General features: G+C 74.1%; 14 protein-coding genes. 13 read left to right on the top strand and 1 reads right to left on the bottom strand.

Features of this window, described 5'->3' with window-relative positions; genetic code table 11:
* Window positions 1-17: 17 nt before the first annotated feature.
* Genes alaS through yidD form a run of 9 tightly spaced genes read left to right on the top strand, consistent with a single transcriptional unit; the run spans window position 18 to window position 8,835 of the window.
* A complete protein-coding gene (alaS, locus tag GC722_RS07870; protein ID WP_156609430.1) occupies window positions 18-2,708 on the top strand; it encodes an alanine--tRNA ligase in 2,691 nt (896 codons plus the stop codon).
* Window positions 2,709-2,715: 7 nt separating this feature from the next.
* On the top strand, window positions 2,716-3,171 hold the full coding sequence (ruvX, locus tag GC722_RS07865) for a Holliday junction resolvase RuvX (protein ID WP_331714528.1): 456 nt from the start codon (window positions 2,716-2,718) through the stop codon (window positions 3,169-3,171).
* Window positions 3,172-3,213: 42 nt separating this feature from the next.
* A complete protein-coding gene (gene mltG, locus GC722_RS07860) occupies window positions 3,214-4,338 on the top strand; it encodes an endolytic transglycosylase MltG (RefSeq protein WP_156609429.1) in 1,125 nt (374 codons plus the stop codon).
* Between the two features lie 3 nt (window positions 4,339-4,341).
* Window positions 4,342-5,181: a shikimate dehydrogenase gene (locus GC722_RS07855; RefSeq protein ID WP_331714527.1), complete on the top strand. Its 840-nt coding sequence runs from the start codon at window positions 4,342-4,344 to the stop codon at window positions 5,179-5,181.
* Between the two features lie 13 nt (window positions 5,182-5,194).
* Window positions 5,195-6,391 carry a chorismate synthase gene (gene aroC / locus GC722_RS07850; RefSeq protein WP_156609428.1) on the top strand — a complete coding sequence of 399 codons (1,197 nt, stop codon included), beginning with the start codon at window positions 5,195-5,197 and terminating at the stop codon, window positions 6,389-6,391.
* Window positions 6,388-6,930, top strand: a complete 543-nt coding sequence (locus tag GC722_RS17710; protein ID WP_331714526.1) for a shikimate kinase — start codon at window positions 6,388-6,390, stop codon at window positions 6,928-6,930. Before aroC ends, GC722_RS17710 begins: the two co-directional genes overlap by 4 nt.
* Entirely contained in the window at window positions 6,927-8,003 is a 1,077-nt protein-coding gene (aroB, locus tag GC722_RS07845; protein WP_331714525.1) for a 3-dehydroquinate synthase, read from the top strand. The genes GC722_RS17710 and aroB overlap by 4 nt, the downstream gene beginning before the upstream one ends.
* 4 nt (window positions 8,004-8,007) lie before the next feature.
* Window positions 8,008-8,547 (top strand): hypothetical protein, encoded by a 540-nt coding sequence (locus GC722_RS07840; protein WP_197429901.1) that lies wholly within the window; start codon window positions 8,008-8,010, stop codon window positions 8,545-8,547.
* Window positions 8,548-8,556: 9 nt separating this feature from the next.
* On the top strand, window positions 8,557-8,835 hold the full coding sequence (gene yidD / locus GC722_RS07835; protein ID WP_156609426.1) for a membrane protein insertion efficiency factor YidD: 279 nt from the start codon (window positions 8,557-8,559) through the stop codon (window positions 8,833-8,835).
* Between the two features lie 54 nt (window positions 8,836-8,889).
* On the opposite strand, the gene GC722_RS07830 is transcribed toward yidD, so the two are convergent.
* Window positions 8,890-9,555, bottom strand: a complete 666-nt coding sequence (locus tag GC722_RS07830) for a pentapeptide repeat-containing protein (RefSeq protein ID WP_156609425.1) — start codon at window positions 9,553-9,555, stop codon at window positions 8,890-8,892.
* 129 nt (window positions 9,556-9,684) lie between these two features.
* On the opposite strand from GC722_RS07830, the gene efp reads away from it, so the two are divergent.
* The 4 genes from efp to carB all read left to right on the top strand — a co-directional run bounded on the left by efp (window position 9,685) and on the right by carB (window position 15,436).
* Complete coding sequence (gene efp, locus GC722_RS07825; protein ID WP_331714524.1) at window positions 9,685-10,245, top strand: elongation factor P; 561 nt, start codon at window positions 9,685-9,687, stop codon at window positions 10,243-10,245.
* 2 nt (window positions 10,246-10,247) lie between these two features.
* Window positions 10,248-10,772, top strand: coding sequence for a transcription antitermination factor NusB (nusB, locus tag GC722_RS07820; protein WP_331714523.1), 525 nt, complete (start codon window positions 10,248-10,250; stop codon window positions 10,770-10,772).
* 102 nt (window positions 10,773-10,874) lie between these two features.
* Complete coding sequence (carA, locus tag GC722_RS07815; protein WP_156609423.1) at window positions 10,875-12,065, top strand: glutamine-hydrolyzing carbamoyl-phosphate synthase small subunit; 1,191 nt, start codon at window positions 10,875-10,877, stop codon at window positions 12,063-12,065.
* A complete protein-coding gene (gene carB, locus GC722_RS07810) occupies window positions 12,065-15,436 on the top strand; it encodes a carbamoyl-phosphate synthase large subunit (RefSeq protein WP_156609422.1) in 3,372 nt (1,123 codons plus the stop codon). The genes carA and carB overlap by 1 nt, the downstream gene beginning before the upstream one ends.
* Window positions 15,437-15,448: the final 12 nt, after the last annotated feature.

The following is a 15,448-nucleotide window of genomic DNA, read 5'->3' as shown; positions in this document are numbered from 1 at the left end:
GAGGGACACCACCGAACATGTTGACCGCCGAGATCCGCCAGCGATTCCTCGACTTCTTCGCCGCCCGCGAGCACCTGGTGCAGCCGTCGGCCTCGCTGCTCTACAACGACCCCACCCTGCTGTTCGTCAACGCTGGCATGGTGCCGATGAAGCCCTACTTCCTGGGCTCGGAGGCCCCGCCGGCGCCGCGCGTCACCACCGTGCAGAAGTGCGTGCGCACCCTCGACATCGAGGAGGTGGGCAAGACCACCCGCCACGGCACGTTCTTCCAGATGAACGGCAACTTCTCCTTCGGCGACTACTTCAAGGCCGAGGCGATCCGCTACGCCTGGGAGCTCGTCACCGGGCCGCAGGCCGAGGGCGGCTTCGGCTTCGACCCGGACCGGATCTGGGTCACCGTGCTCGGCCCCGGGGTGCACCCGGACTACCCCGAGGGCGACACCGAGGCCGTCGCCCACTGGCGCGCGGTCGGCGTCCCCGCCGAGCACATCCAGCCCCGCGGGCTGAAGGACAACTACTGGCACATGGGCGTCCCCGGACCGGGCGGGCCCTGCAGCGAGATCTACGTCGACCGCGGCGCCGAGTACGGGCCCGACGGCGGCCCCGAGGCCGACGAGGACCGCTTCCTGGAGATCTGGAACCTGGTCTTCATGCAGCAGGAGCTGGCCTCGGTGCGGGCCAAGGACGACTTCGACGTCCGCGGCCCGCTGCCCAAGCCCAACATCGACACCGGGATGGGTCTGGAGCGGGTCGCCTACCTGCTGCAGGGCGTCGACAACCTGTACGAGATCGACGAGGTCTACCCGGTCATCCAGCGCGCCGGCGAGCTGGCCGGGCGCCGCTACGGCGCCGACGCCGAGGACGACGTGCGGCTGCGGGTGGTGGCCGACCACGTCCGCTCGGCGCTGATGCTGATGACCGACGGCGTCACCCCCGGCAACGAGGCCCGCGGCTACGTGCTGCGCCGGCTGCTGCGCCGCAGCGTGCGGGCGATGCGGCTGCTCGGCGTGGGCGACCGGGTGCTGCCGGAGCTGCTGCCGGTCAGCCGGGACCTGATGAGCGCCTCCTACCCCGAGGTCGGCGCCGCGTGGGAGCGGATCAGCGCCGCCGCCTACGCCGAGGAGGACGCCTTCCGGCGCACCCTGACCGCCGGCACCCAGATCTTCGACCTGGCCGTGCGCCGGGCCCGCGACGAGGGCCGGGCCAGCCTGGGCGGGGAGCAGGTGTTCCAGCTGCACGACACCTACGGCTTCCCCTACGACCTGACCCTGGAGATGGCTGCCGAGCAGGGCCTGCAGGTGGACACCGCCGGTTTCCGCTCGCTGATGCAGGAGCAGCGGGAGCGGGCCAAGGCCGACGCCAAGGCCAAGAAGGGCAGCCCGGCCGACATCGAGGCCTACCGCGCGCTGCGTGGCGAAGGCGACACGCCGTTCCTGGGCTACACCGACCTGCTGACCGAGACCCGCATCCGCGGCATCGTGCTGGACGGCGCCAACCGGCCCAGCGCGGGCGAGGGCGAGGTGGTCGAGCTGGTGCTCGACGCCACCCCGTTCTACCCCGAGTCCGGCGGCCAGGACGCCGACAGCGGCGAGATCGTGGCCGACGGGCTGCGCGCCGAGGTGCTCGACGTGCAGCGCCCGCTGCCCGGGCTGGTCGTGCACCGGGTGCGGATCACCTTCGGCGAGGTGGCCCAGGGCATGCGGGTGCGGGCCCAGGTCGACGCCCGGGCGCGGATGGACAGCTGCCGGGCGCACTCGGCCACCCACGTGGTGCACGCCGCGCTGCGCCAGCTGCTCGGCCCCACCGCGGTGCAGGCCGGCTCCTACAACCGTCCCGGGTACCTGCGCTTCGACTTCAACGCCACCCAGACCCTCACGCCGGGGCTGAAGGAGGAGATCGAGGGCGTCTCGAACGAGGCGGTCCGCTCCGACCTGCCGGTGACCGCCACCGAGATGCCGCTGCAGAAGGCCAAGGACCTCGGCGCGATGGCCATGTTCGGCGAGAAGTACGGCGACGTCGTGCGGATGGTCGAGATGGGCGGGCCGTGGTCGCGCGAGCTCTGCGGCGGCACCCACGTGCAGAGCTCGGCCCAGATCGGCCTGCTGACGCTGACCGCGGAGTCCTCCATCGGCTCCGGTGTCCGGCGCGTCGAGGCCTTCGTCGGCGCCGACGCGTTCGACCACCTGGCCAAGGAGCGCGCGATGGTGAACAACCTGGCCGACCTGCTCAAGGTCCAGCCCGAGCAGCTGCCCGAGCGGGTGGAGCGGCTGGTCAGCCAGCTGCGCGCCGCGGAGAAGGAGGTCGCCGCGATGCGGTCGGCCCAGCTGCTGGCCCGTGCCGACGAGTTCGCCGCCGCGGCCACCGACGTCGGCGGGATCGCCTTCGTGGGCCGCCGGGTCGAGGGCGTCGCCGGCAACGACCTGCGCACCCTGGCGCTGGACGTCCGTGGCCGGCTCGGGCAGCGGCCCGGGGTGGTGGCCCTGGTCGGCGGCGGCGAGGACAAGGCGGCGCTGGTGGTGGCGACCACCCCGGCCGCCCGCGACCTCGGCGCCGACGCGGGCCGGCTGGTCGGCGTCGGAGCCCCCCGGCTGGGTGGCCGCGGCGGCGGCAAGGCCGACGTCGCCCAGGGCGGCGGCACCGACGTCGGCGGCGCCCCGGAGGCGCTGTCGGCGATCGAGGCCGCGGTCGCCGGGCTGACCCGCGGCTGAGCCGGCGGTGAGGACGGGCGTCCGGCTGGGGCTGGACTGGGGCCGGGCCCGCATCGGGGTGGCCCGCTGCGACCCGGCCGCCACGCTGGCCGTCCCGGTCACCACCGTGCCGGCCGACCGGGACAGCTACGCCCGGGTGGCCGAGCTGGTCGCCGAGCACGAGGCGGTCGAGGTGGTGCTCGGGCTGCCGATCGCGCTGGACGGCACCGAGGGGCCGGCGGCGCAGGACGTCCGCCGGCACGCGGTCCGGCTGGCCGACCGGCTGCCGGTGGACGTCCGGCTGGTCGACGAGCGGCTCAGCACCGTCACCGCCTCCCGCGGGCTGCGGGAGCGGGGCCGCGACGCCCGCCGGCAGCGGTCGGTGATCGACCAGGCCGCCGCGGTGGAGATCCTCGAACGCGCTCTCGACGCGGAGCGACGCACCGGACGCGCGCCGGGGGAGCTGGTGGCGCGCTCCCGGTAGGCTGACCGCCGACCGCCGACCAGGAGGCACCTGCCTGTGAGCATGATGGACACCGACCGCACCCGGCGTCGGGAGACGTGGCACCGCATCAAGGGGTACCTGGCGGTGGCGGTCTCCCTCGCCGTGCTGGTCGGCGGTGGGTACGCCGTGTTCGACGTGGTCGAGAGCCGGGTGACCGGGTTCTTCACCGCGGCGGCCGCCGAGGACTACGAGGGCAACGGCGCCGAGGACATCGAGATCGAGGTGCCCCAGGGCGCCTCGGTCACCGACATCGGCCACATCCTGCACGACAACGACGTCATCGCCTCCACCGAGGCCTGGCAGGCGGCGGTCGCCTCCGACCCCGAGGCCAGCACCATCCAGGCCGGCACCTACGCGATGAAGACCCGGCTGCCCGCCGCCACGGCCCTGGAGTACCTGCTCGACACCGACCGGCTGCAGGTCACCCGGGTCACCGTCCCCGAGGGGCTGGTGCTGTCCCAGCAGGTCGAGGCGCTGGCCAAGAGCGGCATCCCGGCCAAGGACTTCGAGAAGGCGCTGAAGCGCCCCGACGACCTGGACCTGGTGCCGTACGCCGAGGGCTCCCCGGAGGGGTTCCTGTTCCCCGACACCTACGAGTTCGACGACGACACCACCGCCGGCGACCTGCTGCGGCAGATGGCCGGGCGCTACGACGACGTGGCGGAGGACCTCGACTTCGAGGGGGCGGCCCAGGAGCTGGGCCTCACCCCCCGCGACATCGCGATCGTGGCCAGCATCATCGACAAGGAGGTGACGATCGCCGAGGACCGGCCCAAGGTGGCCCGGGTGATCTACAACCGCCTCGAGCAGGGGATGCGGCTGCAGTTCGACTCCACCGTCTACTACGCCACCGGCGTCTACCCGCCCGAGCAGCAGCCGGCCGGCGCGTTCGAGCCCAGCGGCCCGCCCGAGAGCCCGTACAACACCTACAAGGTGGACGGGCTGCCCGCCGGTCCGATCTCGGCCCCCGGCCGCGCCGCGATGGAGGCGGCGGCCCGGCCCTCCGACGGCGACTGGCTGTACTTCGTCACGGTCAACTTCGACACCGGCGAGACCCGCTTCACCGCCGACCCGGCCGAGCACGAGCGCAACGTGCAGGAGTGGCGCGACTGGTGCGAGGCCAACGACAACCCCTCGGGGTGCTGACCGGTGGCCGCCACCGCCGGCGGACGGGTCTGCGCCGTCCTCGGTGACCCCATCGAGCACTCGCTCTCCCCGGTGCTGCACGGTGCGGCCTACCGCCACCTCGGGCTGGACTGGGAGTACCAGCGGCACCGGGTGGACGCCGCCGGGCTGGCCGCCTTCGTGGCCGGGCTGGACGGGCGCTGGCGGGGGCTGTCGCTGACCATGCCGCTCAAGGAGGCGGTGCTCGAGCTCGGCGAGCCCGACGACGTCGTCCGCTCCGTCGGCGCGGCCAACACGCTGCTGCTCGGCGACCGGCCGCAGGTCCGCAACACCGACGTGGGCGGTCTGCAGCGGTCGCTGCGCGCCGCCGGCGCCACCGAGGTGGGGACCGCGCTGCTGCTCGGCACCGGCGCCACCGCGCGCTCGGCGGTCGCCGCGCTCGCCGGGCTCGGCGCCCGCCGGCTGCTGGTGGTGGCCCGCCGGCCCGAGCGGGCCGGGCCGCTGGCCGAGCAGGCCGCCGCCCTCGGCGCCGACGTGGAGGTGCTGCCCTGGGCGCAGGCCGTCTCCGACGTGTCGCTGCCGGCGGCCGACGTCGCGGTGTCCACCGTGGTCGCCGGCGCCGCCGACGAGCTGGCCGCCGAGGTGGTGGCCGCGGCGCCGGTCGTCTTCGACGTGGTCTACGACCCCTGGCCGACCGTGCTGGCGGCCACCGCCGCCCGCGCCGGCCGGGCGGTGGCCAGCGGACTCGACCTGCTGGTGCACCAGGCGGTGCTGCAGGTGGAGCTGATGACCGGCAGCACCGTGCCGGCCGAGGTGCTGATGTCTGCCGGTCGGGAAGCGATCGGGGCGCGCGCCGGGAGGTGACAGACTTCCCCCCATGCTGCGCTACCTGACCGCCGGTGAGTCGCACGGACCGGCCCTGGTGGCCACCGTCGACGGCCTCCCGGCCCACGTCCGGATCACCAGCGACGACGTCTCCGCCGCCCTCGCCCGGCGCCGGCTGGGCTTCGGCCGCGGTGCCCGGATGAAGTTCGAGGCCGACCAGGTCACCATCCTCGGCGGCGTCCGCCACGGCGAGACGCTCGGCTCGCCGGTGGCGATCCAGGTCGGCAACACCGAGTGGCCGAAGTGGGAGCAGGTGATGTCGGCCGACCCGGTCGACCCCGAGGTGCTGGCCGGGCTGGCCCGGAACGCCCCGCTGACCCGACCGCGCCCCGGGCACGCCGACCTGGTCGGCATGCAGAAGTACGGCTTCGACGAGGCCCGCCCGGTGCTCGAGCGGGCCTCGGCGCGCGAGACCGCCGCCCGGGTGGCCATCGGTGCGGTCGCCGCGGCGTTCCTGCGGCAGGCGGTCGGCATCAGCGTGCTGAGCCACGTCACCGAGCTGGGTCCGGTGCGCGCCCCCGTCGGTGCGCTGCCGACACCGGCCGACCTGCCCGCCATCGACGCCGACCCGGTGCGCTGCTTCTCCGCCGAGGGCAGCGCCGCCATGGTGGCGGAGGTGGAGGCGTGCCAGAAGGCCGGAGACACCCTGGGCGGTGTGGTCGAGGTGCTGGCCTGGGGCGTCCCGCCGGGCCTGGGCTCCCACGTCACCGGCGACCGCCGCCTCGACGCCCGGCTGGCCGCCGCGCTGATGGGCATCCAGGCGATCAAGGGCGTCGAGCTGGGTGACGGCTTCGAGCTGGCCCGCACCCGCGGCAGCCTGGCCCACGACGAGATCACCCGGGAGGCCGACGGCATCCGCCGGGCCAGCGGGCGCTCCGGAGGCACCGAGGGCGGGATGAGCACCGGCGAGGTGCTGCGCGTCCGCGCCGCCATGAAGCCCATCGCCACCGTCCCGCGGGCGCTGCGGACGGTGGACACCGCCACCGGCGAGGCGGCGGTGGCCCACCACCAGCGCTCCGACGTCTGCGCCGTGCCGGCGGCCGGCGTGGTGGCCGAGGCGATGGTGGCCCTGGTGCTCGCCGAGGCGGTGCTGGAGAAGTTCGGCGGCGACTCGGTCGCCGAGGTGCAGCGCAACCACCGGGCCTACCTGGCCGACGTCGAGGCCCGCGGCCTGCGGATCGGGTCGTGACCGCAGCCGACGCCACCCGGCCCGCCGTCCCGGAGCGGGTGGTGCTCATCGGCGCCCCCGGCTCGGGCAAGAGCGCGGTCGGGGCGCTGCTGGCCGAGCGGCTGGGAACCGCCCACCACGACGTCGACGAGCTCATCGAGCAGCAGACGGGGGAGTCGATCGCCGACATCTTCGCCACCCGCGGCGAGCCCTGGTTCCGCGAGCTGGAGGTCCGCACCACCGCCGAGGCGCTCACCCGAGCGGGTGTCGTCTCGCTGGGCGGGGGCGCCGTGCTGGCCGAGCAGACCCGCCACGCGCTGGCCGGCGAGACGGTGGTCTGGCTGCAGGTCTCGGCGCCGGTGGCCGCGGCGCGGGTGGGTCTCAACGTGGCCCGGCCGCTGCTGCTGGGCAACGTCCGGGGACGGCTGGCGCAGCTGCTGAAGGAGCGGCTGCCGGTCTACGCCGCCACCGCCACCCACGCCGTCGACACCGACGGCCGGGAGCCGGCGGAGGTGGTGGTCGAGATCCTCGACCAGCTCGGCGGGGGAGGACGGCCGTGAGGACGGTCGAGGTCTCCGCCGAACGTCCCTACCGGGTGCGGATCGGGGCCGGGGTCCGCTCGGAGCTGGTCGAGCTGGTCGCCGGGGCCGACCGCGTGGCGCTGGTGCACCCGCAGGTGCTCAGCGGCCAGGCCCGCGAGCTGGCCGCCGGCCTCGACGCCCGCGTCACCGACATCACCGTCCCCGACGCCGAGCAGGCCAAGACCGCGGCCGTGCTGCAGTCCTGCTGGGACACCCTGGCCGCGGCCGGGTTCACCCGCTCCGACGTGGTGGTGGGCCTCGGCGGCGGCGCCACCACCGACCTGGCCGGGTTCGTCGCCGCCACCTGGGCCCGCGGCATCGGCTTCGTCACGGTGCCCACCACCGTGCTCGGCATGGTGGACGCCGCCGTCGGGGGCAAGACGGGCATCAACCTCCCCGCCGGCAAGAACCTGGTCGGCGCCTTCCACGAGCCGCTCGGGGTGCTGTGCGACCTCGACCTGCTCGCCGGGCTGCCGGCGGCCGACGTCCGCGCCGGGCTGGCCGAGGTGGTCAAGTGCGGGCTGGTCGCCGACCCGCAGATCCTCAGCCTGGTCGAGGACGACCCGGCCGACGCCCAGGACCCGGGCTCGGCCCGGCTGGCCGAGCTGGTGGAGCGGGCCATCGCGGTCAAGGCCGCCGTGGTCTCGGCCGACCTGCGCGAGTCCACCTCGCAGGGGCGCGCGATCGGGCGGGAGCTGGTCAACTACGGCCACACCTTCGGCCACGCCGTGGAGCGGGTCGAGGGCTACCGGTGGCGCCACGGCGACGCGGTCAGCGTCGGGATGGTGTACGTGGCCGAGCTGGCCGAGGTGGTCGGCCTGCAGCAGCCCGCGCTGCGCGACCGGCACCGCTCGGTGCTGACCACCCTCGGGCTGCCCACCCGCTACTCCGGGGCCTCCTTCGAGGCGCTGCTGGAGGCGATGCGGCTGGACAAGAAGACCCGCGGCAGCACGCTGCGCTTCGTCGCCCTCGAGGACCTCGCGGTCCCCACCATCCTCAGCGGCCCGGAGGAGGCGGCGCTGCGCGAGGCCCACCGCCGCGTCGCCGGCTGAGACCGTGCTGCCGCTGCGCTGGTCCGACGAGGTGCTGCCGCTGGCCCGACGGGTGCTGGCCGTGGAGCAGCAGCGGCTGGCCGCCCTGGGCGTCCCCGGCGAGCTGGTGCTGACCGGCGCCAGCAGCCTGCCCGGGGTGCTGACCCGCGGCGACGTCGACCTGCACCTGCGGGTGGCCCCCGAGCGGTTCGACGCCGCGGTGGCCGCGCTGCGCCGGGTGCACCCGGTGGTGCACCCCGAGATCTGGAGCCCCGGCTCGCTGGCCACCTTCGCCCTCGACACCCCAGGACCCGACACCCCAGGCCTGGACGTCGACCTGCCGGCCGGGCTGGCGGTGACCGCGCTCGGCTCCGAGCACGACGTCCGCTTCACCCGCTGCTGGGCGGTGCTGGCCGCCGAGCCGGAGCTCGTGTCGCGGCTCAACCAGCTCAAGCGGTCCGCGGCCCGGCTGGGGGAGGGCGAGTACGAGCACCGCAAGTCCACGTTCTTCGACTCGCTGCTGCGCGACCCACCCGGCTCCGGCGCCGCGGAGCCGTCGGCCTAGGCTCGTCAGATGCTGACCTCACTCGCCATCCAGGCCATCCACGCCTACCAGCGCCACCTGTCGCCCCACAAGGGCTTCAGCTGCGCCTACGCGGTGGCCACCGACGGGCTGTCCTGCTCGGCGGTGGTCCTCGACCTCGTCCGCGAGCGGGGCCTGCTCGGGGCGCTGCCGCGGATCGCCGGGCAGTTCGCCAGCTGCGGCCGCGCCGCCCGCGTCGTGGGCAGCCGCGTCAGCGGCGTCTGCTGCTGCGGCCCCATCCCCATCCCGTTCGGCTTCGGCGGCCGCTGACCGGGCTGGACGCGGCCGGGCCGGGAGCGCAGCTGGCCCGGACAGGCGGGCGGGCTAGAGGCGGACGGTGATCCGCAGGGCGGCCGCCAGCTGCAGCGTCAGCTCGGTGACGTCCAGCGGCTCCACCACCGCACCGGCCAGGCCGTCGACCCCTTGCAGCCCCTCCAGCCGGCAGCGGCGGAAGGTGACCCGGCTGAGCCGGGCCTGCGAGAACTGCGCGCCGCCCAGGTCGCAGCCGTCGAAGAGCACGTCCTCCAGCCGGGCCGCACCGAGGTCGGCCTCGACCAGCGAGGTGTCGCGGACCACGACCCGGCGCAGCCGGGCCTGGCGCAGGTTGGCCAGGCCGGCGGTGCAGCCCGTCACCGCGACGTCCTCCAGCACATCGCCGGCCAGGTTGGTACCGGTCAGCCGCGAGGCCCGCACCGCCACCCGGGTCCAGCCCGAGTCCGGGAAGGCGGCGGTGGAGAGGTCGGAGTCGGCGACCTCCACGTCGCGCCAGCCGCCGCGGTACCAGCGGCTGCCGGCCAGCCGGGCGCCGGTGATCCGGCAGCCCTGCACGTCGACCAGCGACAGGTCGGCGCCGGCCAGGTCGACCCCGGCGAGCTCGAGCTGGCCGACCAGGTCGTCGTCGCCGACGTCCCAGCCGTCGGGCACCGCCCCCAGCTCCTCGTCGAGCCGGGGCGCGGCGGGCGGTCGGGGAGCGGGAGGAGCAGCAGGCACCCCCGCACGCTAGCCGACCGGCACCGCCGCGGCGCCCGCCCGCAGCGTCGCCCGCCGGGGCCAGCTCGCCCGGCTGCGGCGCGCTGGCTAGACTGCCGTGGTTCCCCGCACGACGAGAGAGGCAGACCCGTGGCATCGACCAACGACCTGAAGAACGGCATGGTCCTCGACCTGGACGGCCAGCTCTGGCAGGTGCAGTGGTTCCAGCACCACAAGCCCGGCAAGGGCAACACCGTGGTGCGCACCAAGCTCAAGCACGTCCTCTCGGGCAAGATCGTCGACCGCACGTTCAACTCCGACACCAAGGTCGACACCGCCAACGTGGACCGCCGCGAGATGCAGTACCTGTACCACGACGGCGACGGCTACGTGTTCATGGACACCAGCACCTACGACCAGATGACGCTGAGCGACGCGGTCGTCGGCGACGCCAAGGACTACCTGCTCGAGGAGCAGGTGGCCACCGTCGCCCTGCACGACGGAAACCCCCTTTACATCGACATGCCGGCCTCGGTCGAGCTGGAGATCACCTACACCGAGCCCGGCCTGCAGGGCGACCGCTCCACCGGCGGCACCAAGCCCGCGACGGTGCAGACCGGCAAGCAGATCCAGGTGCCGCTGTTCCTGACCACCGGCGAGAAGGTCAAGGTCGACACCCGCACGGGTGACTACCTGGGCCGCGTGGGCTGAGCGTGCCGCGGACCCGACTCAGCCCGCGCAGCAAGGCCCGCAAGCGCGCGGTGGACATCCTCTTCGAGGCCGAGCTGCGCGGTGCCGACCCCAAGGCGACCCTGGCCGAGCGGGCCGAGGCCGCCGACCCGCCGGTGCGCGACTTCACCACCGAGCTGGTGCTCGGCGTGGACGCGCACCGGCCGGTGATCGACCGGCGGATCAGCGAGGTGCTGCGCAGCGGCTGGAGCCTGGAGCGGATGCCCCGGGTCGACCGCGCGGTGGCCCGGCTGGCCGTCTACGAGCTCGACTTCACCGACATCCAGACCTCGGTCGCCGTCTCCGAGGCCGTCGCGCTCGCGCAGGACCTGTCCACCGACGAGTCCCCGGCCTTCCTCAACGGGGTGCTCTCGGCGATCGCCGCCGACCGCACCGGCGGCCCCACCCCGGTCGACCCCACCCCGGTCGAGCACAGCCCGGGCGGCACCACCCCGGTCGAGCACGCCCCGGGCGGCACCACCACCCGGGCGGCGGCCGAGGAGGCCTGAGCCGCGGCGTCTCGCCCGGCGGGGGAGCCGCGTCCGGGCTGGTAGCCTGACGAGGACAACCCCCCTTTAAGACCTGTCCTGTGAGGCAGGAAAGGACGGTTCATGCACGCACCCGCGCCCGCAACCCCGGTCACCGACCCCCGCTCCTCCGACGACCAGACCGGGCCCGTCCCGGCGGTGCTGGTCCTCGAGGACGGCCGCACCTTCACCGGCGAGTCCTTCGGGGCCCGCGGCGAGACGTTCGGCGAGGCGGTCTTCTCCACCGGCATGTCGGGGTACCAGGAGACCCTCACCGACCCCAGCTACCACCGTCAGGTGGTGGTGGCCACCGCACCCCACATCGGCAACACCGGCTGGAACGACGAGGACGACGAGTCCTCGCGCATCTGGGTCGCCGGCTACGTCGTGCGTGACCTGGCCCGGGTGCCCTCCAGCTGGCGCGCCAGCCGCAGCCTGCCCGAGGAGCTGCGCCGCCAGGGCGTGGTGGGCATCAGCGGGGTGGACACCCGCGCCCTGACCCGGCACCTGCGCGAGCGGGGCAGCATGCGGGTCGGCATCTCCACCGAGACCCTGGACCCCGAGGAGCTGCGCCGCCGGGTGCTCACCCAGGCCCAGATGGCTGGTGCGGACCTGGTCGCCGACGTCACCACCCCCGAGCCCTACGTGGTCCGCGCGGTGGGGGAGACCCGCTTCACCGTGGCCGCGGTCGACCTGGGCATCAAGACCATGACGCCGCTGCGGCTGGCCCAGCGCGGCATCGAGGTGCACGTGCTGCCCGCCACCACCACCCTCGAGGAGATCCGCGCCCGCGGCGCCGACGGCGTCTTCTTCTCCAACGGCCCCGGCGACCCGGCCGCGGCCGACAAGCCGGTCGCCCTGCTCACCGAGGTGCTGGACGCCGGCCTGCCCTACTTCGGCATCTGCTTCGGCAACCAGCTGTTCGGCCGCGCGCTCGGGCTGGGCACCACCAAGCTGAAGTACGGCCACCGCGGCATCAACCAGCCGGTGGTGGACCGCTCGACCGGCCGGGTGGAGGTGACGGCGCACAACCACGGGTTCGCGGTCGAGGCGCCTCCGGGCGACCGGGCCGACACCCGTTGGGGCACCGCGAGCGTCAGCCACCACTGCCTGAACGACGGCGTCGTCGAGGGCCTGGAGCTGCGCGACGGCGAGCAGCGGCTGCGGGGCTTCTCGGTGCAGTACCACCCCGAGGCGGCCGCCGGCCCCCACGACGCGTCCTACCTCTTCGACCGCTTCTGCGCGGTCATGGCCGACAGCAAGGAGCAGCGCTGATGCCCAAGCGGTCCGACATCAAGTCCGTCCTGGTCATCGGCTCCGGCCCGATCGTGATCGGCCAGGCCAGCGAGTTCGACTACTCCGGGACCCAGGCCTGCCGGGTGCTGATGGAGGAGGGGTTCCGGGTCATCCTGGTCAACTCCAACCCGGCCACGATCATGACCGACCCCGAGTTCGCCCACGCCACCTACGTGGAGCCGATCACCCCCGAGCACATCGAGAAGGTGATCGCCGCCGAGCGCCCCGACGCGCTGCTGGCCACCCTGGGCGGGCAGACGGCGCTGAACGCGGCCGTCCAGCTGTCCGAGCGCGGCATCCTCGAGCGGTACGGCGTGGAGCTGATCGGCGCCTCCATCGAGGCCATCCAGCGCGGTGAGGACCGCGAGCAGTTCAAGCAGATCGTGCTCGGCCTGGAGGACGTCGAGGGCGCCCTGCCCGGCCAGCCGGCCGCCGAGGTGGCCCGCAGCCGGATCTGCCACTCGATGGAGGAGGTGCTGGCCGCCGCCGACGAGCTCGGCTACCCCGTCGTGGTCCGGCCCAGCTTCACCATGGGCGGGCTGGGCTCCGGCTTCGCCCACACCGAGGACGACCTGCGCCGCATCGCCGGCGCCGGTCTGGCCGCCAGCCCCACCACCGAGGTGCTGATCGAGGAGTCGATCCTGGGCTGGAAGGAGTACGAGCTCGAGGTCATGCGCGACCGCGCCGACAACGTGGTCATCGTCTGCTCGATCGAGAACTTCGACCCGATGGGCGTCCACACCGGCGACTCCATCACCGTCGCCCCGGCGATGACGCTGACCGACCGCGAGTACCAGCGGATGCGCGACGTGGCCATCGGTGTGATCCGCGCGGTCGGCGTCGACACCGGCGGCTGCAACATCCAGTTCGCGGTCAACCCGGCCGACGGCCGGCTGGTCGTCATCGAGATGAACCCGCGGGTCTCGCGCTCCAGCGCGCTGGCCTCCAAGGCCACCGGGTTCCCGATCGCGAAGATCGCGGCCAAGGTCGCCATCGGCTACACGCTGGACGAGATCGACAACGACATCACCGAGCAGACCCCCGCCTCCTTCGAGCCGAGCCTGGACTACGTGGTGGTCAAGGTGCCGCGGTTCGCCTTCGAGAAGTTCCCCGCCGCCGACACCACCCTCACCACGCACATGAAGAGCGTCGGCGAGGCGATGGCGATCGGGCGCAACTTCACCGAGGCCCTCGGCAAGGCGCTGCGCAGCCTGGAGGACCCGAAGCTGCGCTACGACTGGGCCGGGGAGCTGCGCGAGAGCGCCGAGGAGCTGCTGCAGCGCGCGTCGCGTCCCCACGACGGCCGGCTCGTGCTGGTGCTGGACGCCCTGCGCGCCGGCGCCACCGCCGAGCAGGTGGTGCAGGCCACCGGCATCGACCCCTGGTTCGTCGACCAGCTGGTGCTGCAGCTGGAGGTCGCCGAGCACGTCCGCACCGCGCCCACGCTGACCGCGGAGGTGCTGCGGCAGGCCAAGCGGCACGGCTTCTCCGACCGCCAGATCGGCCAGCTCCGCAACCTCCCCGAGGACGTCGTCCGCGGCGTGCGGTGGGCGCTGGACGTGCGGCCGGTCTACAAGACGGTCGACACCTGCGCCGCCGAGTTCGCCGCCACCACGCCCTACCACTACTCCAGCTACGACTCCGAGACCGAGGTGGCCCCGCGGACGCGTCCGGCGGTGATCATCCTCGGCAGCGGCCCCAACCGCATCGGGCAGGGCATCGAGTTCGACTACTCCTGCGTGCACGCCTCGCTGGCGCTGTCGGAGGTCGGCTACGAGACGGTGATGGTCAACTGCAACCCCGAGACCGTCTCCACCGACTACGACACCTCCGACCGGCTCTACTTCGAGCCGCTGACCCTGGAGGACGTGCTGGAGGTGGTGGCCGCCGAGCAGGCCGCCGGCCCGCTGGCCGGGGTCATCGTCCAGCTGGGCGGGCAGACCCCGCTCGGGCTGGCCCGCGCCCTCAAGGCCGCCGGGGTGCCGATCGTCGGCACCAGCCCCGAGGCCATCGACCTGGCCGAGGAGCGCGGCGCCTTCGGGCAGGTGCTCGCCGCCGCCGGGCTGCCCGCTCCCAAGCACGGGCTCGCCCGCTCCTTCGCCGAGGCCTCGGCCATCGCCGCCGAGATCGGCTACCCGGTGCTGGTCCGCCCCTCCTACGTGCTGGGCGGGCGCGGCATGGAGATCGTCTACGACGAGCTGAGCCTGGCCGGCTACATCGACCGCGCCACCGAGGTCAGCCCGGCCCACCCGGTGCTGGTCGACCGGTTCCTCGACGACGCGGTGGAGATCGACGTCGACGCCCTCTACGACGGCACCGAGCTCTACATCGGCGGCGTGATGGAGCACATCGAGGAGGCCGGCATCCACTCCGGCGACTCGGCCTGCTCGCTGCCGCCGGTGACCCTGGGCGAGGAGGTCGTGAAGCGCATCCGCACCTCCACCGAGGCCATCGCCGCCGGGGTGGGGGTGCGCGGGCTGATCAACATCCAGTTCGCCCTGGCCAGCGACATCCTCTACGTGCTCGAGGCCAACCCGCGTGCCTCCCGCACGGTGCCCTTCGTCTCCAAGGCCACCGCCACCCCGCTGGCCAAGGCCGCCGCCCGGGTGATGCTGGGGGAGAGCATCGCCGACCTGCGCGCCGCCGGGATGCTGCGGGCCGACCGCGACGGGGCCTGGACCTCGCCCGAGGCGCCCATCGCGGTCAAGGAGGCGGTGATGCCCTTCAACCGGTTCCGCACCGTCGACGGCACCTTCGTCGACTCGATCCTGGGCCCGGAGATGAAGTCCACCGGTGAGGTGATGGGCCTCGACCACGACTTCGGCACCGCCTTCGCCAAGAGCCAGGCCGCGGCCACCGGCGCGCTGCCCCAGCAGGGACGCGTGTTCATCTCGGTGGCCAACCGCGACAAGCGTCACGTCATCTTCCCGGTGAAGCGGCTGGCCGACCTGGGCTTCGAGGTGCTGGCCACCACCGGCACCGCCTCGGTGCTGCGGCGCCACGGCATCGCGGTCACCGAGGTGCGCAAGCACAGCCAGGGGCCGGGCCCGAACGGTGAGAAGACCATCGTGCAGGCCATCACCGACGGTGAGGTCGACCTGGTGTTCAACACCCCGCACGGCATCAGCACCGACGGCAGCCCGCGCAACGACGGCTGGGAGATCCGCACCGCGGCCGTCCGGGTGAACATCCCCTGCATCACCACGGTGCAGGGCCTCGCCGCCGCGGTGCAGGGCATCGAGTCCGACCGGGCCGGCCGCTCGGGGGTCCGCTCGCTGCAGTCCTGGAGCGAGGTGATCACCCCGCCGCGGCCCGGCCAGCCGGCGCTGCAGGGGGCGAGCCGGCAGTGACCGGCCGGGGGT

The sequence above is a fragment of the Auraticoccus cholistanensis genome (assembly GCF_009742705.1).
GTDB classification, from domain to species: domain Bacteria; phylum Actinomycetota; class Actinomycetes; order Propionibacteriales; family Propionibacteriaceae; genus Auraticoccus; species Auraticoccus cholistanensis.
The sequence above is the reverse complement of the archived record's forward strand: the minus strand, read 5'-3'. Positions and strand labels throughout refer to the sequence as shown.

Coding starts and splice junctions, on each gene's coding strand:
- mltG (WP_156609429.1), top strand. CDS start 3,214: ATGATGGACACCGACCGCACCCGGCGTCGGGAGACGTGGCACCGCATC.
- aroC (WP_156609428.1), top strand. CDS start 5,195: ATGCTGCGCTACCTGACCGCCGGTGAGTCGCACGGACCGGCCCTGGTG.
- alaS (WP_156609430.1), top strand. CDS start 18: ATGTTGACCGCCGAGATCCGCCAGCGATTCCTCGACTTCTTCGCCGCC.
- carA (WP_156609423.1), top strand. CDS start 10,875: ATGCACGCACCCGCGCCCGCAACCCCGGTCACCGACCCCCGCTCCTCC.
- yidD (WP_156609426.1), top strand. CDS start 8,557: ATGCTGACCTCACTCGCCATCCAGGCCATCCACGCCTACCAGCGCCAC.
- carB (WP_156609422.1), top strand. CDS start 12,065: ATGCCCAAGCGGTCCGACATCAAGTCCGTCCTGGTCATCGGCTCCGGC.